This is a genomic window from Citrobacter sp. Marseille-Q6884 (genome assembly GCF_945906775.1).
GTDB lineage: Bacteria > Pseudomonadota > Gammaproteobacteria > Enterobacterales > Enterobacteriaceae > Citrobacter.
Map to the genome: position 1 here is coordinate 2863091 of NZ_CAMDRE010000001.1, position 20949 is coordinate 2884039.

A 20949-nucleotide genomic window follows, 5' to 3' on the forward strand; every position below is an offset into this window, starting at 1 on the left:
GGATGGCCTGGCCTGTTGTAGACGTCGATCAGCTTAATCAGCTGCAGGGCGAAACCAAAGAAATCGAACGGGTGATGTTGTTCATCGGTTCACTGAAAGCCACCGGTGGCGCGGCTACTGCAGCGATACTGACTGGTGGCGCACTGGCGACGGCAGACAAAGCCATTGCCAAATTTACCGCCGTGAGTGACGGTGCTCTGAAACTGACCATTGATGGTACCGAGAAAAGTATTACTGCAGTCGATTTATCTGCGGTTACAACACTGGCTCAGGTCGCTACGGCCTTACAGACAAAGCTCAGCACGTTGGCCACGGTTACATGGGATGATGCCAACAGCAAATTTCAGGTGACTACGCTGACCACCGGCGCGGCCGCAACCATTACCGTTACCAGTGCAGCATCATCGGGAACTGATCTGGGTCCTTTGCTGAAACTGACTTCTGCTGCCGGCGCGACAGTGGCTCAGGGAACGGACGGCGCATCCGTCCCCAATGCTAACAAGGTTATCCCGGTCAATACCCAAACTGACTTTGATCAGCTGTTGGGCAGTGGCGATAGTGTGCTGAAAACGGATCTTCAGGCGGCAATGCGCAACGCTGGCGATAACTGGTTTGGCTATGTGTGGATTTTGAATGAGTCCGATCCTTCGGTCACGTTTGCCAATGCGGCCGAAGCAGCGCAGCCGGTCTGTTCTGTTGAAGGTGTTCTGGTCAGTGACGATATCTCCAGTGAGGCAGATATTACGCTGGCCAGCGGCCTGATTGCTGACATCAATGCGAAATGGCAGCGCTGGGTTCACGTCTATCTTTCCGTTCAGGGTGTTCAGCCTACAGAGACCTGGGCAGACTATCTCTCCCGCGCCACTGCATACCAGCAGGGTGTGGCAGAAAGTAGCGTAACGCTGATTCCCCGCCTGTTTGGTGCAGAGCCGGGTGTGTATGTCGGTCGTCTGTGTAATCGTTCAGTCACCATTGCTGACAGTCCGTCACGCGTCAAAACAGGTCCTGTGGTGGGGCTTAACAGCACCGGCAAGCTACCGGTGGATAAGGACGGTATCGCGCTGGAGCTTGCCACATTGCAGGCGCTGAACAAGGCGCGTTTCTCCGTACCGATGTGGTACCCGGATTATGATGGATATTACTGGGCAGACGGCGTCACGCTTGATGTTGAGGGCGGCGATTTTCAGTCCATCGAGAACAAACGTGTTATCGATAAAGTCTGTCGTCGTGTTCGTTTGCTGGCCATCCCGAAAATCTCCGATCGTGCGCTGAACTCCACGCCGACCAGTATTGCGACGCATCAGCAGTATTTTGCAGGTCCTATGCGTGAGATGTCTAAAACGGTACGCATTCAGGGCGTGACGTTCCCGGGCGAATGTATGCCACCACAGGATGGTGATGTGCAAATCCTCTGGCGCAGCAAAACGCAGGTGGAGGTTTACATTGTCGTACGCACCTATGACTGCCCGAAAGGCATCAAGGCGTCAGTAATGCTGGATGTGAGTTTACAGGGAGGTAATGCCTGATGGGGAACCGTATTTCCGGTCAGTCCGTTGACTGCAACTTTGCCGGCGAACTGATCCACTTTGACAAAATTTCACTCGATATCACCGACAACACGGCTGCAGCGCAGACGCGCGGTGTGCCGGATGGATCAGTTTCCGGCGACGTGGCTGCAGACGGTGAGGTGGAGTTTTCTTCCCGGGTGCTGAAAGACCAGCTCACGCCGATGGCCGCGCGTGCCGGATCATGGCGAGCTATCCCTGAGTTTGACGCTATGTGGTACGCCAAAGCCGGTGATGAAGAACTGAAGGTGGAGGCGTTCGGCTGCAAACTGGTAGTGACCTCACTGCTGGATATCGATCCGAAAGGTGGCGCAACGCTGACGCACAAGGCGAAATTCTTCGTTACCTCGCCGGAGTTCATCAAGATCAACGGCGTGCCGTACCTGTCCAGTGACGATGTACGCAACCTGATTGGCTGAGGATGGACATGGATAAAGTCACCTCTTTCATTGCGTACTGGCTCAGCATCATGCTGGCTGCGCTCGGCGGCATGACGCTGCAGGAGTTTGCAACATGGTTTGGTGTATTCGGTGTGGCAGTCACGGCATTCGTCAACTGGTACTACCGCCGTAAGACGTTTCTGCTACTGAGAGACAACGGGCTGAGGCCGGAGGTGGGCCGTGAAATCTCTCGTTAAAGCCTGCTCGGTGGCCGCGGTGCTGGCGCTGGCCGCACTGATGCCGGATTTTCACTTGCTGAAAACGTCCCCGGAAGGATTGGCATTAATCGCCAATCTGGAGGGGTGCCGGCTGCGGCCGTATCAGTGCAGTGCTGGTGTCTGGACATCCGGCATCGGGCATACCGCTGGCGTGGCTCCGCAGCGTGAAATCACCGAGCGGCAGGCAGCAGCGGATCTGGTGAATGATGTGCTGACTGTCGAACGTCGCCTGGCTGTCTGTGTGCCGGTCAGCATGCCGCAGCCGGTTTATGACGCGCTGGTCAGTTTTTCGTTCAACGTGGGAACCGGTGCGGTCTGCCGGTCAACAATGGTCTCGTACCTGAAACGCCATCAATGGTATCAGGCCTGTGATCAACTGCCGCGCTGGGTATTCATTAATGGGGTACGCAGCGATGGGCTGGATAATCGCCGGCAGCGGGAACGGACATACTGCATGAAGGGGGCGCAATGAAAGCGATTTTCTTGACCCTGTCTCTGGGGTTTTGCGCCGGCTGGTTAGCCCGGGGCTGGTATCAGGATTCGGTTCAGTTGGCCATCAATCAGGCGGTCAAAGCCACCGGAGAACAGCTACGTGATGACCTGGTGGCGGTGTCTGCCGATTCAGCTTGGCAACTGGAGCAAAAACTCGAGGGACTGAAAAATGCCACACCAGTGGAAATCCGCACCGAGATTGTTAAGCCCGTGTTTACTAATGTCTGCGTCACTGATGATTTTGTCAGGATGTACAACAACGCCGCCAGTACGGCCGAACGTGCCTTATCAGGAAAACCTGCTGACACGCTGTCCCGAAAATCTGCCTCGACTGCAGGGGACAACGGGTCATGATTTGGCTACTGCTTTATTGCGCTATCAGGACATTTATCCTGTTTGTGCAGCTCGGCATAATTCTCTTGTTAATGAAATTCTTTTGCGAAGGAAAGCGAAAAATGAGTAAAGAAAATAATGTGATCACCCTGATTGTCTGCGGTACTGAGCTGAAGTTTGAACCAACGACGCCAGCCTACAACAAGTATATCAACGAGCTGATGCCGGATAACAAAGTGGCGCCGTCCCATAATTATCTGCGTCGTATTGTGACGACCGAGTGCAAAGAGGCACTGGACAAACTGCTGGAAAAGCCGGGAGTGCCCCTGCAATTGGCGGCGAAGGTGAACGAACAGTTCGTGCCTGAGCTGGAGATCGAAGTAAAAAACTGACGGCCCGGGTTCGGGCTATCGATGATAACGGGCTGGCGCAGTACCTGATATTGCGCCGCCACTGGTTGCCAGCGGACGGCGACGATCCTGACAGCATTGCTGCGGCCATCTGGCTGGATAACCGTCACTGGGAGAACATGCGCAAGGCCGTCGCAGGCGGCATCGCGCTGGCACTGAACGGTGACAAATGAGCGCACAACTCGATTTTACCCTCTCACTGATTGACAAAATCACCCGGCCGCTGAAACAGGCAGAGGCCGGGGTTAAGGGCTTTGCAGGCTCTTCCCGTCAGGCTTTTTCCAATATTGCAGTCGGTGGCGCAGGGTTGTTTGGTGTCGGGATGGGCATCAAGGCTGTACTCGAGCCGGCGCATGAGATGAATATGGCCCTCGGGGAAGTCCGAAGCCTCGGTACCGCCGAGAACGCGCTCAACTCGCTGCGTGACGCAGCGATGAACTTCTCTATTGAATACGGCGGCAGCGCCACCGACTTTGTTAAATCCTCTTACGATATCCAGTCGGCCATCTCTGGTCTTGCTGGTAACGACCTGGCTGCGTTCACCAATGCTTCAAACGTGCTGGCAAAAGCCACGAAAGCGGATGCCGGCACGATCACTTCCTATATGGGCACCATGTACGGCATTTTCAGTAAAGATGCCGCTGAAATGGGAAATGCCAAATGGGTGGAAGATATCGCCGGTAAAACGGCTATTGCGGTGAAGATGTTTAAAACGTCCGGTAACGAGATGGCTGGCGCGTTTACCGCACTCGGTGCGTCTGCGACATCTTCAGGTGCCGGGGTGTCTGAGCAGTTCGCCATTCTTGGCCAACTGCAGTCCACTATGTCGGGATCAGAAGCGGGCACCAAGTACAAAGCGTTTCTCGCCGGTGTTGGTGGTGCACAGAAAGCGCTGGGGCTGGCGTTTACTGATGCCAGCGGCAAGATGAAGAGTACCCCGGAAATTCTGGATCTTATTCGTGGTAAATACGGCAACCTCAGCAAGGTGGCCGATTCCGATCTCATCAAGAAAGCATTCGGCTCTGATGAAGCAGTGGCCATGATTAAGTTGCTCATCAATAACACCGATACGCTGAAAGGAAATATTGACGCTATCGGCAATACCAAAGGTCTGGACTATGCCGTCAATATGGCCAAAAACATGGTTGACCCGTGGGAACGTCTGACGGCCTATATGGACGCGATCCGAATCGTCATAGGCAGCACGTTGTTACCGACCATTTATCCGCTGCTTAACGGTGTGGCCGACACCGGCAAACAGTTTATGCGCTGGCAGGAATTGTTTCCGCATATCACTAAATCTATCGGTCTGGTGGTTATGGCCATTCTTGGCGCTGCAGCGGCCGGTGCCACACTCAATATTATGCTGGGTGTCGGTAGGCTGATGATGATCGCCTTTCGTGCCGCCTGGATAGTTATCACGCTGCCGGCGAAACTTTTTACTGCAGCTCTCTGGCTCTGTCGTGGAGCCATGACGGTGTTTCAGGCAACTCTGGTATTCATCCGTGGCGCAATGCTTGCCTACAGCATCGCCACAGGTGCAGCCGGTATTGCGACAAACCTGCTGCTTTGGCCGGTTCTGGCTGTGATTGCTGCCATTGTGGCGCTGGGCGTTGGGGCCTATTTGCTGGTTACGCACTGGGACAGCGTTACTGCTGCGTTTTCCGCTGGCTGGCAGTCTATTGCGGAAGGCTGGCAGGGTATCTGTGATTATTTTTCGGCGGTTTCACCGATGGCGGCCATTCAGGGCGTCGTATCTGGCATCGGTGAGCTGTTCTCCGGGTTATGGGACAGCGTGAAAGCGATGTTCAGCAATACCTGGTCATGGATTATCGACAAACTCAACATGATCCCGGGTATCAGTATCGATGCCGGCAGCGCATTACCGGCAGCGCCGGCTGTTGGCCCGGATTTACTGACTGGTGGTACCACTCAAGGCGTAGGGCGCAATGGTGTTCTCGCCTCAGGCGCGGTCAGTGGCGGTCAGACCACCATTGATCAGCGCAGAACGTATGGCAGCACGACTATACAGGTGCAACAGATGCCGACTCCAGGCCAGATGCGGGAATGGCAGGAGACACAGGGATGAGTGAGCCGCTTTACGTCGATCTGTTGATTACTGGCGGGGATATTGTTCTGAACGGGGGTAATGAACCGATGCTGTGTAATAACCGTTACAGCATTGGGCAGGATCTGGTTCACGCCATAATGGAAAGCGGTCTTGCCACCGCGCTGATTGCCGAGCGCAGCCCGACGCTGCGTAGTGATATTTTCACCCAGATGATTTTGCTTGTTGAAGACGATGAGCGCATCGTTCCGGGGACTGCAGTAGTCACAGAGGAAAGCGCCACACGGTTGTTTATCACTGCAGATACCTACGATTTCGGACCACTTTCACAGGGAATTGATTATGGAAATGCCGAAGCCTGATTTTCAGAAAGTCCTGCAGGATGCGGGAATGCCGGTCACTGAAGATGCTGTTCGTGCCGAGTTTAACCGGATTGTCACGGCAGAGGGCATGATAACAAACACCTCGCGCATGTCGCCGTTCTGGCGTCTGATTACTGCACTTATCACGACACCGGTGATGTGGATCATTAGTGCACTGATTAACGTTGTTATGAGCAATATGTTTGTTGCGACCGCCAGCGGTCAATTATTGCGTCTTCTGGCCTGGGGTCTGAATATCACCCCAAAACCTGCCAGTGCGGCCCTGGGCGTTATTCGCTTTACCAAAGCCTCAGCAGCACAGGTGGTTACCGTACCGGCAGGCACGATAGTTCAGACCGAGCGTATTAACGGCACTCTCTATCAGCTGTCAGTGACAGTCGATACAGCCATCCCTGCAGGTACCGTATCGGCTCTGATCCCGGTGCAGGCAACCGGAGCCGGAGCCGCCTGGAATCTTGCTCCCGGGTATTATCGTATTCTGCCAGTAGCTGTTACGGGTATTGCCAGTGTAGCAAATGAAGACGACTGGCTGACGACACCTGGTGGGGATGATGAGTCCGATGATGAACTGCGGGAACGCTGCCGCAACCAGTTCAATCTGGTGGGCAATTACCATACCGATGCGGTTTATCGTTCGATGATTGCTGGCGTAGCGGGTCTATCTGTGGATCGCATCTTTTTCAAACACGATGCCCCACGTGGTGCTGGAACAGCGAACGCCTATCTTTTGTTGGATAGTGGGCAGGCTTCACAACCGTTTCTGACAGCCGTTAACGATTTTATTACCACTCAAGGCCACCATGGCCACGGTGATGATTTGCAGTGTATGGCCATGCCGGAAACCCAGCATGATCTAACCGCGACAGTGTATGTTGTGAATCTGACTAATCTGACAAGTGATGAACAGGCAACACTGAAAACAGGAGTAATAAACCTTATTCGCTGCGCGTTCCGGGAAAATACAGACTATGACGTCGTTAAGACCTGGCCTTACAGTCGTTTTTCCTTTTCGCAGCTGGGACGCGAGCTGCATGAACAGTTTCAGTATGTCGATTCGGTGGTGTTTTCTCTCACAGATATTAGCAGTGATCTCGCCGTTCCTCGTCTGAAAACTCTGACAGTGAGTCTTGCCAATGCCTGATTTCTCGCAGCTGAAGCTGCCTTTCTGGATGAACAAAGGTGAACTGGCTAAATTGCTGGCCGCCTGCAAAAAATTCTGGTCACAGCTATATGACTGGCTGATATGGCCTGCAAAGCAGTTTGATCCGCTGATATGCCCACTTGCGATCCTGAATTTGCTGGCGTGGGAACGCGATATCACCCGGTTTAACGGTGAACCACTGGATTTGTATCGTAAACGTGTGGCGTTCGCATGGGTGAATGCCCGAGACGCGGGAAGTGTTGAGGGGTTCATTGCCATTTTTCATCGTCTCGGCATCGGGTATGTCGAGCTGCTCGAGCGCCAGACGGGTAAAGACTGGGATGTGATCACCATCCGTGTCAGCGACGGGCAGATAGCGTCTAACGGTGAGTTGCTGCGGGAAATTATCCGGCAGTACGGACGTACCTGCAGGCGTTATGACTACGAGGTGATCACCATCAATACGCTAGATATTCGGGCGGGTTGGTACACCGGCGATTATGTGGTTTATACCGCCTCAAAATAATGTAATTCAGGGAAGAAATTATGTCACAGACAGTCATTACTACAGCGTTTGAACAGCTTAAGGCCCAGCAGGCAGCATCTGGTGCTGCCGTAGTGCTGGATAGTTTTATTTTTGCCAATGTGCCGAATCTCGACATCACCTCACCGATTGATCCGGCTGAGGCCATCCCGCCAGCGGCGCAGATTGTGCATCGTGCCGATGTTACGCTGACCGGGGTGGTGAACGAAAACGCCGTGGTGTATTCCGTTACCCTCGGGACTGCCGTGGGTGATTTCGATTTTAACTGGGTAGGTCTGGTCAACAAGGCATCAAACACCCTGGCTATGATTGTGCATGCGCCGGTGCAACACAAAGTGGCTAACGCCTCCGGTGTGCAGGGTAACGTCCTGACTCGCTCGTTCCTGATGGAATATGTCGGAGCTAAGAAAGAAACGCAAATAACCATACCGGCTGCAACATGGCAGATTGATTTCACGGCGCGTCTTGCCGGGATGGATGAGCGGGTACGACTGGAGAACGTAGACATATACGGCCAGGGGGCTTTTCTGGGGGATGGTTTTCTGGTCAAACGCAGCGGAAATAATTACAGCGTCACTGCCGGTGTTGGTTATGTTGCTGGCTTACGTGTCTCTATTACTGCGGATCAGGCTCTGACTGTCACAACTAAACCGACGAAAGTTTGGGTAGACGCTTGTTTTACTGGCACGTTGACCAGTGTCTGGCAGGTACGAACATCAGCGACAGTCGCAGATACCCTGAGTGATTATGTAAAAAATGACGTCTCGCATTACGTTTTTGCTGTAGCAGAAATTAATGCTGATGGAACAGTTACGGATTTGCGTCCAAAAGGTTCATTGTCACAACAGCAGGCCAGCGATGATTATCTTCGTAAAGAGAATAACTTAGCAGATATATCTGATAAGTCTCAGGTAAGAAAAAATATCTCTTTGGATCGTTTTGTTCAGACTGGTGGCAATCCCAATATGCGTCTGATTCTTGATGACACATCCTGGTATGTCTATGACAACATTCTGAAGGAAAATGTCGCACTGGCGCTGAACATGGGTGGCACGGGTGCCACGGATGCAACAGGAGCCAGAACTAATCTTGGTCTGGGGAATTCTGCGACTAAAGACACAGGAACAACGGCAGGAACGGTGGCGGCCGGAGATGATTCACGTATCACCGGCGCATTGCAGAAAACAGGGGGGGATGTTACAGGAGTTCTGCGTCGAAAGGGCTTATATCCCAACATATTGCTTACTGATGACTCTCTCGACGATAACACCGTGGGGAAAACAGTCGGTATCGAACAAAATAAGGGCAATCTTTACATATATTTCCGCCGTGGTGATGGTTCATCAAATGCCGATCAGATTCACATTGTATTTCCTTCAGTTGGCGGAACAATAATCACGACAGGGAATCTGCCAACTCCAGGTGATATCAACGCTTATACAAAAGCCGAATGTGACGCGAAATATCAGCGCCAGACCCGACTCGGGCAAGAGTCAAGATATGGTAGCAATGAGAGTTATATAGCGGTTCCTACAGGATGTGTAATGACAGGTCTCGATGTCGGCGGCGGCTCATCATCAGAGACATATATTGGATATCGACCGTTACAGGTAAATATCAATGGCTCATGGGCGACAATAAATCAACTATAAGGCACAAAATGAAACTGAAACATTTTAAAAATTTCACCAGCTATCAACCTAATGGTGACCGGTTTTTTGAACTGGTTGGCCATTTTTATCCAGAGCAGGAAACTCAGAACGATATTGACAACCGGATATTTGGGGGGATTCAGTTTTTACAATCGGCAGACGGCGAGGACTGGTATCTGACGCAAAATGAATTCAGTACCGATACAGTAAAAATACAATACAACGCTATGGGGATTGTTACTGCCATTACAACAGATATCTCTGGATTATGGCCGTTTGATTGTTCTGTCGTAGAATTTTCGGCGAGTTCCATTCCTGAGAACGCTCAGGCTGACGGTAAATGGCAATATAGTAACGGTGTCATTTCTCTTGGCGTCGAATCTGCATAAGATTTTGTTATAGCAAAAGGATGAACGCTATATGTGGACAAAATCAACGATTAAGCTACCAGCAGTATTGGAGCAATTATCATGCTCTGTCATCCCTGTTCATGCCTGGATCCCCGAACTTGGTCAGCACAATAGTACCGGGGGTTACCTTAGCCCTCTTAATGCCATTCAGTATCTGGGAAAAAAATTGCTCGAAAGCGGAGCTGGTACCCATAACATCGTCATGATGGTGTGTGAAAACACCCATGATGAGCTGCTTTCATCACTTGATTCGGTGTCGTCTGTTCTGCCAATGCCGGAACTTAAACAGGTGCGCCGGCTGGCTCAGTCATTTGGCGAACTTGAACAGGTGAAAATGCAACTGCCAGATGTGACAGCCGCGCTTCCTGCGTCAGTAACGGTGGCAACGGATACAACGCGAGCAGCATTAAATGCGCTGCGTACTCAGGCAGCACAGGCTGAAGCAGCAGCCAGTGCTGGTATCAGCGATATAGCCTCCATGCTAACCAGTTTTGCCAGTGAAAGAGCCAGTGCGCTGGCCAGCATCAGTCAGGGATTAACGGACTTACAGAAAAAATCAGCGCCAGCCTGGTTTTTCAATATGAAAGGACCAGTGATGACGACAGCAGTTGAGCTGGTAAAAAATATTCCCCATCCGGACGCAGTACATACTGCAGCCATTCTGTTCACAGGAAGTGATCTCAGCGCACTGGAGGCAATGATTGGCTAACTCATACTCTAATATCATTCTCGCGCTCGATGGCGAGGCCATCATCATGAAGAATCTGCGCATCACGCTCGGTATGCAGTATCAGGACAAAGACCAGAGCGGCCAGACGTCCAGCACCACACATGCAGAGCAGGGGATTAAGGCCAAAGAACTGCAGGTAAGCGGTCTGATCCCTTTTGCGGAAGATAAGACGCTTACTCGACTTGCCACGATGGCCAGCACAACAACGGGTGGGGGGGCGATGAAAACATGGCGTGTGGCTAACCTGACGGCCAATGTTGTGGGCATTCGTCAGGTGGTCTTTGCCGGCAAGCTTGAGGCGGCAGAGCAGGACGGGAAAATGGCGTGGGCTGTTCAGTTTACGTTACGTGAAAAACATAGCGTACCAGAGAAACGCCAGGCGCGTAATGACGCGCGTAATGGCTCTGCAGCGGCAAAACAGACAGGTGAAGCATCGGCTGGCGCCGGTGCAAAAGAGTCCGACCAACAGCTGACATGGTTTGAGAAAACGGTGCTCAAGCCGGTGAATGATACGCTCGGAAAGGTGGTGGACTGATGCGGCCAATTAAACGCCTGTATCTCTCAGGAGAAGAAATCCCCCTGGTGGACAGCAATCTTGTCCTGGAACTGTCAGCCGGTGGGCGTGGTTTTATCACGGCCGTCACAGCAGAGGATTACACCGGTAAACTGGTGCGCCTCGATATTGGTTATCCCGAAATGATGTACCGCTGGTTTACTGGTTATGTGGAACGGTCGCAACCAGCCGAGAACGGCAGCGTAAAGCTGTTTGTGCGGGAGCTTGTTGGCACGCTGGACAGACAGGTTCCCTGTTCATTTCAGCATCCCACACTGCGTATTATCACTGACTGGCTGGGCAGTCACTCCGGGCTGATGTTCACACTCCCCACTGGGGCCGGGTATACCGACAAACCCATAGCCCATTTCACGCATGCAGGTACCGGCTGGCAATTGCTGGCCAGCCTCGGTCGCGCATTCAGTATTCCTGATTATGTCTGGTATCAGTTGCCGGACGGCAATATGTTCACTGGCAGTTATGCTCACAGTCTGCTGGCCGGAAAGCCGGTGGTAATCCCTGCTGAGTTTAATCAGGCAACCGCGGCCGGCGACAGTATGACGATCCCCATGGTACCGACATTACGTCCCGGGGCGATGGTGAACGGTCAGCGTATCACCATGGTCAGGCTGATGAACGACGATATGTTGCTGACCTGGACGCCGCTCGATGCCGGCGGCAAGCCCGTCAGTAAGCCGCTTATACAACGCCAGATGGAGAAGGCTTTCCCAGAGCTGGCAGGCGGTCTGCATGTACCACGTCGTGCAGTGGTTATCGCACACAGTGAACCCGTAAGCAGCGGTAATATCGCCAACGAGTTCCGACCGCGCTATGCCGTTGATCTGCAGCTGCAGGACGCAGATGGTAATCCGGTGCCAGATACACCGGTGTATAAAGCGGTACCCGTTCCGGTACCGATGGCCGGTCACGACAGTGGCCAGTTTCAGTTCCCGCCAGTTGGTACCCTAGTTGAAGTGGCATTCATGGACGGGCGACCGGATAAACCCTTTATTCGGCAAACCCTGCCAGACGGTACCAGCCTGCCGGATGTCAAGCCCGGCGAGCAGCTTCAGCAGCAGCGCGAAGGTGTGTCCAGCCGTGTGACAATGGAAGGGCACATGCAGCGTACTACAGACCAGACTATTGCTGAAACCTCTATGCACCGTGAGGTGAAAGCTGATACCGAACAGCGAACAATTACGCAGCGCGATACCGTCATCCATGCGGCAGATACGACTAAGGTCATGGGGCCGGCGAAGTTGCTGGCCGGTGCCATTCAGCAGGCCAGCACCGGTGATTATGCGATTGGCACCCAGGCCAATTACGTGGCGCACGTGGGGCAAAACGCTACAACCGAAATTGGTGGTAACCAGTCAGTGAAGGTGACCGGGAATATCAATACGGAAGCCGCAGCACTGACAGAGAAGATTGCAGGTCTGCGCAAATCGGTAGCCGCTGCAGGTCAACAGGTCATGGGGCCGACCGTTCATATCGGGAGTGAGAACGTTAACGCCCTGCAGATGCTACTTGAGACAATTGACCTGGTGAAAGAACTGGCCACCGCATGCGCCTCGCACACTCATCCATCTACTGGCACGCCAACCAACGCAACGTCATTCACCGGCACGGCCACGAAAGCCGGGGACACACGAACAAAGTATCAGGGAATCATCGCCTGACTTGTCACCCTTAGCCCGCTGAACGCGGGCTTTTTTACGCCTGTACGCCACGCAGAACAGCGCTCATCCACCTGTACCCATTGACCCACCTGCATACACCACAACGTCACAGCGAGGCGCTGACGAAATCTGGCGGCGATTTACGGCGGAAGCGGAAACGTCACGGAAACCGCGCTACACCGCACCCGCCTGCGCTTTTCGTGTTGAGAATTTTTTGCAATTGGGATTTTGTGCAATTCACCCCGTCAGACCGCGCCAGCACTGGGGGCATGGCGAAAAACAACAATTGCACGCTGTGCAAATGATTTCAGTGAATTTCAGTTGGCAGACCATATCGTAGGGAACCTCGAAATGGTTAACGTCAGATGCAGCGCGGGTTCATCACGGATTACGTGACTTTTTACGTAATGCCGATTTCGGAACAGAGCCAACAAAAAATACAGCGAGGCTAGCAATGGCGCGGGGTTACGGTCAGGTGTGTAACTGAAATCATCTTCACTGCCAGTGACGGGATACAGTTATTAGCGGGCGATACAATACTTAAACATTTATACCAACATTAACACCAACAAATCAGCACAAAAAACGACCATGGTGAGGATTTTCAAAAGTCACGGGGGAGCGTCGGAAAAACCACACAAACCACACAACTCTTAAAAAGTATAGTTATCTATATGATATATATAATAAATATTGATTCTTATAAACCACACAAAAGCCACACAAAAGCCACACAATGTGTGGGTTTCGGAACCACACAACTGTGATTTTTAATGTTCTGATATATATGAATATTATTTTCTGTGTGGGTTTTTGTGTGGGTCTGTGAGGGTATAAACCACACAAATATTTCAGCGATTATTCAATTGGTTAGATGTGTTTTGGATAGGGTTGTGTGGTTGTGTGGTTTTTCCGACGCGCGATCCAGAATGGGGGAAGGGGATAGATCCGAGTATTAACATTTCATCTTTATGCGGTAGATTACGATAGTTTGCGATTAGGTGGTTTTATCTGAACAATCGGAAGGGGGGGAGTGGTCATGATTGCTGATGATTTTGAATGCATAAAACTGCCCCGTATATATGGGGCAGTTTGGTAAGATATAAAGAGCTTTTCTTATAAAACGATCAGTTTATTCTATTGTTTGATACTTTTAACATCACTAAGTTGCACAGATATGTTTGACTTTTTTTCTACTTCACTACTAGATAATGTGTTTTTCTTCATGAAAACACGTTCAACGCATACGTAATTTAAAAAGCTTATTAACCCAAGTAAACATGCAGATAGTACAAGGCTGACATAGTATGATTTTCCGGGTATTATAATGCCACAAACCAAATTAAGAATAGGAGCGTGTAAAATGTATATACTATAACTGCCTTTTCCAGCATACGAAAGAGTTTTTGATTTAAGTATACCAAATATAGAATTATTAAAGATTACAATCAAAAAGAAAGCAAATATTGCGACAGCTACCGATAAGTTGTAAGCATTATCATGTTTTTTGAAAATGATTATCAATAACGCTATAACGGCTAACGCGGTTATTCTTTTCGGTAAAATTATATTTAGAAGTGCTGAATTGATTCTGGTAATTAATGCGGCAAGAAGTCCGAACAAGAAGCAAGAATAAACAACAACGTCATGTTTATCAATCTGATTGATTTTATGAAGCAGAGTGATTAAGACGAATGAGCCGATTAAAAACGAAATGGCAGTTTTTTTTCCGTGAATGAAATAAGACATAAATGGGAGTAGGAAATAGAATTTCCACTCAATGGCCAATGTCCAGAAAACTCCGGCATTAAGAACCCAACCTGGTATTGAATTATTAATGTTTGGTAGCGAGATAAAACCAAATGACAGCCATCCTATTAATAATTTTAAAAAGGGCAGTGAGGATTCTTTTTTTGTAAGGAGTAGTGCTACAATAAAAAGTAAAACAAATCCAGATAAAGCTGCGGGGACAAGGCGTCTTATTCTTGATTCATAGAATTTTTTAATGTTGAAATTATTGTCGGCATTTAATAGCTTACCGAAAAAAAGAAAGCCAGTAATCATAAAGAATATCATTACAGATGCTTGTCCGAAATATGTATAAATATTTCTTATTGACTGCGATTCGTAACTAAAAGCACCATTTGGTCCATATTGACCTGTGTAGTAAAAATTATATATCATTATCGAGTGATGAATGAAAACAAGTGTAGCTGCTATTCCTCTGATAGAGTCGAGATAAATATATTTCCCTAACCCATCATTATTCATTGCTGACGATATTTTAGGTATTTTTCCCAATATAAAATATACTAAGTAAGAAACTCCGATAGAAAGGACTATGCTTGTAATGCTGAGGTTTACAGTTGTCATCATGTAATATCATTTATTGAAAATGGCAGCGATTATACCATTGGTTATTCGTTTTTCTATGGTTTCTCGAAGCAAGAACATGCAAAATTTAATTTGAAAAAGTATAGTTGATAGTTGTTTTTTTAATCACTGGGATGTTTTTCTTTAAGTAAGATGCAAACATGTAGCGAAGATGTTTCAGTAAAAGAAAAGTCCCTATCTAAAGGGACTTAGTAGTTAATGTGGTCAATATATGGACGCCGTCTGAAATAAATCCTTTTATTTCATTGTGTTACCCTCTAGAAAAAGTCACCAATAACTGACATTGCGGTGTTTCTCCAGATGTGGCCCATCCGGGGCCTGTGTAAGTGCACAGTTGTTCACTGTGTCGAGTCTGTTTTGGCAGTCATCCATTAAGTATAGATAGCTGACGAAACAGGCTACGGGTAGGGGAACTACCTGTTAAAAAGGCCCCACTTACGTGGAGCCTTTATTGTACGCTTTTTCAGTCAGACTGGGAATTACATGGTCTGAGTGAAGGTACGAGTAATAACGTCCTGCTGCTGTTCTTTAGTCAGGGAGTTAAAACGTACTGCGTAGCCAGAAACGCGGATGGTCAGCTGCGGATATTTTTCCGGATGTTCCATCGCATCCAGCAGCATTTCGCGGTTCATGACGTTAACGTTCAGGTGTTGACCACCTTCGATGGACGCTTCGTGGTGGAAGTAACCATCCATCAGACCAGCCAGGTTGGTCTTACGAACTTCGTCGTCTTTACCCAGTGCGTTCGGAACGATAGAGAAGGTGTAAGAGATACCATCTTTAGCGTAAGCAAACGGCAGTTTAGCAACGGAGGTCAGAGAGGCAACAGCACCTTTCTGGTCACGGCCGTGCATTGGGTTAGCACCCGGTCCGAACGGCGCGCCAGCACGACGACCATCTGGGGTGTTACCGGTTTTCTTACCATACACAACGTTAGAGGTGATGGTCAGAACAGACTGAGTCGGGATAGCGTTACGGTAAGTAGTCAGTTTCTGAATTTTCTTCATGAAACGTTCTACCAGGTCAACCGCCATGTCATCTACACGAGAGTCGTTGTTACCAAACTGCGGGTATTCACCTTCGATTTCGAAGTCAACAGCCAGGCCGTCTTCGTCACGAATCGGTTTAACTTTCGCATATTTGATTGCAGACAGGGAGTCAGCAGCAACGGACAGACCTGCGATACCACACGCCATGGTGCGGATAACGTCACGGTCGTGCAGCGCCATCAGAGAGGCTTCGTAGCTGTACTTGTCGTGCATGTAGTGGATAACGTTCAGTGCGGTGACGTACTGTTTTGCCAGCCAGTCCATGAAGTGATCCATGCGGTCCATTACTTCGTCGAAGTTCAGAACATCGCCTTTGATCGGTTCAGATTTCGGACCAACCTGGATTTTCAGTTTTTCATCAACGCCGCCGTTGATTGCGTACAGCATGGTTTTCGCCAGGTTTGCACGCGCACCGAAGAACTGCATTTGTTTACCAACAACCATCGGGCTTACGCAGCAAGCGATAGCGTAATCGTCGTTGTTGAAGTCCGGACGCATCAGGTCATCGTTCTCGTACTGCAGAGAAGAGGTGTCGATGGACACTTTAGCGGCGAATTTCTTGAAGTTCAGAGGCAGTTTTTCAGACCACAGAACAGTGATGTTCGGCTCCGGAGAAGGACCCATGGTGTACAGGGTGTTCAGGAAGCGGAAGCTGTTTTTGGTAACCAGAGTACGGCCATCAACGCCCATACCACCGATAGATTCAGTTGCCCAAATCGGGTCACCGGAGAACAGTTCATCATATTCAGGAGTACGCAGGAAACGAACCATACGCAGTTTCATGACCAGGTGGTCAATCATTTCCTGAGCGTCTTGCTCGGTGATTTTGCCTGCTTTGATATCACGTTCGATGTAAGCATCCAGGAAGGTGGATACGCGACCGAAGGACATTGCTGCACCGTTCTGAGACTTAACAGCGGCCAGGTAGCCGAAGTAGGTCCACTGGATAGCTTCCTGAGCGTTGGTAGCCGGACCAGAGATATCGCAGCCGTATTTAGCTGCCATCTCTTTGATCTGACCCAGCGCGCGGTGCTGTTCAGCGATTTCTTCACGCAGACGGATAGTCGCTTCCAGGTTTACGCCGTTTTCCAGATCGGATTGCAGAGAAACGAACTGAGCGTATTTGTCTTTCATCAGGAAGTCGATACCGTACAGCGCAACGCGACGGTAGTCACCGATGATACGGCCACGGCCATACGCATCTGGCAGACCAGTCAGAACACCGGATTTACGGCAGTTCAGAATGTCTTTGGTATAAACATCGAATACACCCTGGTTGTGGGTTTTGCGGTATTCGGTGAAGATTTTTTTCAGCATCGGGTCCAGTTCGCGGTTATACGCTTTGCAGGAACCTTCAACCATTTTGATGCCGCCAAACGGGATGATCGCACGTTTCAGCGGAGCTTCAGTCTGCAGACCAACAATTTTCTCGAGCGCTTTGTTGATGTAACCTGCGTCGTGAGAAGTGATGGTAGAAGCAACGGAGGTGTCAAAGTCAACAGGCGCGTGAGTGCGGTTTTCCTGTTTAACGCCTTCCATTACGCTGTCCCACAGTGCAGTGGTCGCTTCAGTTGCGCCAGCCAGGAAGGACTCGTCACCCTCATACGGAGTGTAGTTTTTCTGAATGAAGTCACGTACGTTTACTTCATTCTGCCAATCACCTTTGGTAAAACCTTCCCAGGCTGTGGCTAACTTTTCATTAAGCTCGGACATGTAACACCTACCTTCTTAAGTGGATTTTTTATTTACTGCGTGTAATGAACATCAACAGATTAATGATGATCGTTACCACGCAGGTAAATGACCCAGTATGTCAACCCGACCAACAAACCGCCGCCGATAATGTTACCGATCGTAACCGGAATCAGGTTATCGGTGATGAAATTCATTACGGTCAGGTGAGAAAAATTCTCCGGAGAGGAACCGACAGCGGTCCAGAATTCCGGTGTAGCGAAATCGCGTATTACGATACCCATCGGGATCATAAACATGTTTGCGATACTGTGCTCAAAACCGCTGGCAACAAACATTGCGACCGGTAATACCATGATAAACGCTTTGTCCATCAGGCTGCGGCCTGAGTAGCTCATCCATACGGCCAGACAGACCATCAGGTTTGCCAGAATGCCCAGGCTAACAGCCTCAACAAAAGTATGGTGCACTTTATGATCGGCCGTTTGCAGAACGTTAAGCCCCCACGCGCCATTGGCGGTCATATACTCGCCAGACAGCCACATAAGTAACACGAAGATGAGGGCGCCAATCAGGTTGCCGACATAAACGTTAAGCCAGTTCTTGGCCAGCTGACCCCAGGTAATTCGACCGCTTGCCTTAGCGACGACAATCAGTACGGTGGAGGTAAAGAGATCAGCACCGCAGACAACACAAAGAATCAGCCCCAGGGAAAAGCAGATACCACCCACCAATTTTGCCATACCGAAAGGCATTGTTCCGGTACCGGTTGTGGCGGTGATATAGAAAACAAAGGCAATTGAAATGAATACACCGGCAGTAATTGCCAGATAGAACGTCTTAAGCGGATGTTTCGTTGCTTTATAGACGCCTGCTTCTTCGGCAACTTTGGCCATAGCAGCAGGTAGAATAAGATCAAAAGGGTTGTCAGCTTTCACACTAACTCTCTCTTTATTAAGTCGGCGACGAGATACTAACAAAGCATTATAGATGAGAATTTGATATAGATCATATCTCGCCTGGCTTATAGGCCCGTAAGACGCATGGTTTTTATGCGATTACGGTGTAACTTGTTGATTATCTAAATAAAAATAAATTTTAAAAATTATAAAGTGAGTTGAATTTTTTCTCTTACCCCCTTGATGAACGGTTAATTAAAATGGAGTAATTTGGATAAAAGTCAACATCAGTCAGCTAATTTTTTTAATATCAACTACTAATATTTAACCTTGTTTTTACATTTATTTTTAATTACGTAAAAATAAAAAAACGGGGCAGCAAAAGCGCCCCGTAATATAGCGTAGTCAATTGTTGAAGCCTACTCAGTGCAGGCTGTTTGCCACTATTTTGACCAGTGTGCCGCTTTCGCACGCTGCAGTTTTTCGTAGGCTTTCAGCAAGGACTGATGCGCCGGGAAGGCGTGCAGATCGCTGTCCACGGCCTGAAGGCCATAGAACGGCGCTTCTCCGCTCAAAGCCGCGCTTGCCGCTTCAACCGCCTCAGCACCGTACATACGAATAAACGCATTCAGATACTGCATCGGCTGGCGGTCTTCTTCCTGCGACAGCAGTAACAGCGTTTGCAGGCAACGGTAGAAGTTTGCACGTTCGGCGCTAAAGACAGAGGCATTGAATTCCATCGTCCATTCTGTCCAAATTAGTGCCTGCTCCAGGTCACCGCCGGCCAGCGCCAGCATCACTTTCAGTTCGCCGATACGCAGTGTGGACCAGCCGTTATCTGGACCGGTTGCCAGACCCAGCAGTTCGCGTACACGGGTAAAGTCATCAAAACCTTCTTCATCCAGCTGTTCGAGCAGATTGAGATAATCTTCTTTATCCCATTCGCTGCCCGGCAGAGAGAGGAGGGTTTCACGCAGATGGGTACCCATGCTGTTGTTAGCAAGCCACAGATCTTCGGCCGGATAGATGTCAGACATGCCCGGAACGATAATGCGGCAAGCGTACACGCCCAGGTGCTCATAGTCGGCGATGTAGACCTCTTTATCTTCAGCGTTGAAGATAGCCATCAGCGTCGCGAACTCTTCTTCCGTGGTGCCGGAGAAATTCCAGTCAACGAACGGATAATCAGCATCCTGCTTGAACAGATCCCAGGAAATCAAACCGCTGGAATCAATAAAGTGGGTTTCGAGGTTGGTGTGTTCAGCCACTTCTTCATCATCGAACGTCGGTGGGGTGAAGACATCCAGGTCCTTCAGACCGCGACCCTGCAACAGCTCAGTGACGGTACGCTCCAGCGCCACGCCGAAGTCCGGGTGTGCGCCAAACGAAGCAAAGCAGGTGCCATTGCCTGGATTGAACAGTACTACGCAGATAACCGGGTATTTACCGCCCAGTGAACCGTCATAGGCGAAAATCGGGAAGCCTTCAGCTTCCAGTTTAGCGATGGATTCGACAACCGCCGGATAGCGCGCCAGCACGTCGGCAGGAATTTCCGGCAGGCTAATGCTTTCCGCGATGATACGGTTTTTCACATAACGTTCGAAGACTTCAGACAGCCCCTGAACGCGCGCTTCATTCGGCGTGTTACCTGCAGACATTCCGTTAGAGACATACAGGTTACCGATAATATTCATCGGAATATAAACAGTCTGGTTATCAGACTGGCGGGTAAACGGCAGACCGCAGACACCGCGTTCTTCATTGCCGGATTGCAGGTCGATCAACATGCTGCCGGTCAGTTCATTTTCTGGATCGTAGAACGCGCGCAGACGCGCATCCAGCAGACCTGCAGGAATCTCATCATCTTCGGTCAGTGGGAACCATTTCTCGTTCGGATAATGTACGAACGGGCCGTTAGCGATAGTTTCACCCAGCCAGAAATCAGCAAAGAAGTAGTTAGTTGAAAGACGCTCAAAATATTCGCCCAGCGCGGAAGCCAGCGCGGCTTTTTTTGTCGCACCTTTACCGTTGGTGAAACACAGCGCGCATTCTTTATCGCGAATATGTACTGACCAGACGTTAGGGACGGGATTCAGCCATGAAGCTTCTTCAATATGGAAACCGAGGTCGAGCAATTTTTGCTGGAAGCGGGCGATGGAATCTTCCAGAGCGGCATCTTTGCCGGGGATAAATGTTTGCGTCATGAAAATCACTTTTGTCGTACGGAAAGCGCGCAATGATACGGGTTTTAGATGAATGGCGCTATCGCCGCCGCTTCTGCGGCATAAATAAAGGTA

20 protein-coding genes are annotated in these 20949 nt (G+C 50.0%); 16 read left to right on the plus strand and 4 right to left on the minus strand.

Annotation, left to right across the window (positions count from 1 at the left end; translation table 11 throughout):
- The first annotated feature begins 2 nt into the window (after positions 1-2).
- From N7268_RS13580 to N7268_RS13660, 16 genes are all read left to right on the plus strand, one after another.
- Complete coding sequence (locus tag N7268_RS13580; protein WP_219371947.1) at positions 3-1526, plus strand: DUF2586 family protein; 1524 nt, start codon at positions 3-5, stop codon at positions 1524-1526.
- Positions 1526-1984 (plus strand): phage protein, encoded by a 459-nt coding sequence (locus N7268_RS13585; RefSeq protein WP_048231771.1) that lies wholly within the window; start codon positions 1526-1528, stop codon positions 1982-1984. Before N7268_RS13580 ends, N7268_RS13585 begins: the two co-directional genes overlap by 1 nt.
- Before the next feature lie 8 nt (positions 1985-1992).
- Positions 1993-2202: an HP1 family phage holin gene (locus N7268_RS13590; protein WP_231586486.1), complete on the plus strand. Its 210-nt coding sequence runs from the start codon at positions 1993-1995 to the stop codon at positions 2200-2202.
- Positions 2186-2695, plus strand: a complete 510-nt coding sequence (locus tag N7268_RS13595) for a lysozyme (RefSeq protein ID WP_048231767.1) — start codon at positions 2186-2188, stop codon at positions 2693-2695. The genes N7268_RS13590 and N7268_RS13595 overlap by 17 nt, the downstream gene beginning before the upstream one ends.
- Positions 2692-3069 (plus strand): hypothetical protein, encoded by a 378-nt coding sequence (locus tag N7268_RS13600; RefSeq protein ID WP_048231766.1) that lies wholly within the window; start codon positions 2692-2694, stop codon positions 3067-3069. Before N7268_RS13595 ends, N7268_RS13600 begins: the two co-directional genes overlap by 4 nt.
- A 101-nt stretch (positions 3070-3170) precedes the next feature.
- The gene (locus N7268_RS13610) at positions 3171-3440 is read left to right on the plus strand and encodes a putative phage tail assembly chaperone (RefSeq protein WP_048231765.1); all 270 of its coding nucleotides are present in this window, start codon (positions 3171-3173) and stop codon (positions 3438-3440) included.
- 50 nt (positions 3441-3490) lie between these two features.
- A complete protein-coding gene (locus N7268_RS13615) occupies positions 3491-3631 on the plus strand; it encodes a DUF6890 family protein (protein ID WP_171847541.1) in 141 nt (46 codons plus the stop codon).
- On the plus strand, positions 3628-5547 hold the full coding sequence (locus N7268_RS13620) for a phage tail tape measure protein (protein WP_048231763.1): 1920 nt from the start codon (positions 3628-3630) through the stop codon (positions 5545-5547). Before N7268_RS13615 ends, N7268_RS13620 begins: the two co-directional genes overlap by 4 nt.
- Positions 5544-5888: a DUF2590 family protein gene (locus N7268_RS13625; RefSeq protein ID WP_048231761.1), complete on the plus strand. Its 345-nt coding sequence runs from the start codon at positions 5544-5546 to the stop codon at positions 5886-5888. The genes N7268_RS13620 and N7268_RS13625 overlap by 4 nt, the downstream gene beginning before the upstream one ends.
- The gene (locus N7268_RS13630; RefSeq protein ID WP_153983880.1) at positions 5866-7050 is read left to right on the plus strand and encodes a baseplate J/gp47 family protein; all 1185 of its coding nucleotides are present in this window, start codon (positions 5866-5868) and stop codon (positions 7048-7050) included. The genes N7268_RS13625 and N7268_RS13630 overlap by 23 nt, the downstream gene beginning before the upstream one ends.
- Positions 7043-7576 carry a phage tail protein gene (locus N7268_RS13635; RefSeq protein WP_048231759.1) on the plus strand — a complete coding sequence of 178 codons (534 nt, stop codon included), beginning with the start codon at positions 7043-7045 and terminating at the stop codon, positions 7574-7576. The genes N7268_RS13630 and N7268_RS13635 overlap by 8 nt, the downstream gene beginning before the upstream one ends.
- Before the next feature lie 20 nt (positions 7577-7596).
- A complete protein-coding gene (locus tag N7268_RS13640) occupies positions 7597-9246 on the plus strand; it encodes a phage tail protein (RefSeq protein WP_053065172.1) in 1650 nt (549 codons plus the stop codon).
- 8 nt (positions 9247-9254) lie between these two features.
- Positions 9255-9635, plus strand: coding sequence for a tail fiber assembly protein (locus tag N7268_RS13645; protein WP_231586485.1), 381 nt, complete (start codon positions 9255-9257; stop codon positions 9633-9635).
- A gap of 187 nt (positions 9636-9822) precedes the next feature.
- The gene (locus N7268_RS13650; RefSeq protein ID WP_260863299.1) at positions 9823-10365 is read left to right on the plus strand and encodes a hypothetical protein; all 543 of its coding nucleotides are present in this window, start codon (positions 9823-9825) and stop codon (positions 10363-10365) included.
- 46 nt (positions 10366-10411) lie between these two features.
- Positions 10412-10921, plus strand: coding sequence for a hypothetical protein (locus N7268_RS13655; protein ID WP_048231835.1), 510 nt, complete (start codon positions 10412-10414; stop codon positions 10919-10921).
- The gene (locus N7268_RS13660; protein WP_260863300.1) at positions 10921-12618 is read left to right on the plus strand and encodes a phage baseplate assembly protein V; all 1698 of its coding nucleotides are present in this window, start codon (positions 10921-10923) and stop codon (positions 12616-12618) included. The genes N7268_RS13655 and N7268_RS13660 overlap by 1 nt, the downstream gene beginning before the upstream one ends.
- Positions 12619-13755: 1137 nt before the next feature.
- Here N7268_RS13660 and N7268_RS13665 read toward each other — a convergent pair.
- The 4 genes from N7268_RS13665 to ycaO form a co-directional block, all read right to left on the minus strand.
- Positions 13756-14994: an acyltransferase family protein gene (locus N7268_RS13665; RefSeq protein ID WP_153983835.1), complete on the minus strand. Its 1239-nt coding sequence runs from the start codon at positions 14992-14994 to the stop codon at positions 13756-13758.
- Positions 14995-15491: 497 nt separating this feature from the next.
- Positions 15492-17774, minus strand: a complete 2283-nt coding sequence (pflB, locus tag N7268_RS13670) for a formate C-acetyltransferase (protein WP_260863301.1) — start codon at positions 17772-17774, stop codon at positions 15492-15494.
- A gap of 59 nt (positions 17775-17833) precedes the next feature.
- Positions 17834-18691 (minus strand): formate transporter FocA, encoded by an 858-nt coding sequence (focA, locus tag N7268_RS13675; protein WP_003831909.1) that lies wholly within the window; start codon positions 18689-18691, stop codon positions 17834-17836.
- A gap of 404 nt (positions 18692-19095) precedes the next feature.
- On the minus strand, positions 19096-20856 hold the full coding sequence (gene ycaO / locus N7268_RS13680) for a 30S ribosomal protein S12 methylthiotransferase accessory factor YcaO (protein ID WP_260863302.1): 1761 nt from the start codon (positions 20854-20856) through the stop codon (positions 19096-19098).
- Between the last annotated feature and the right edge of the window lie 93 nt (positions 20857-20949).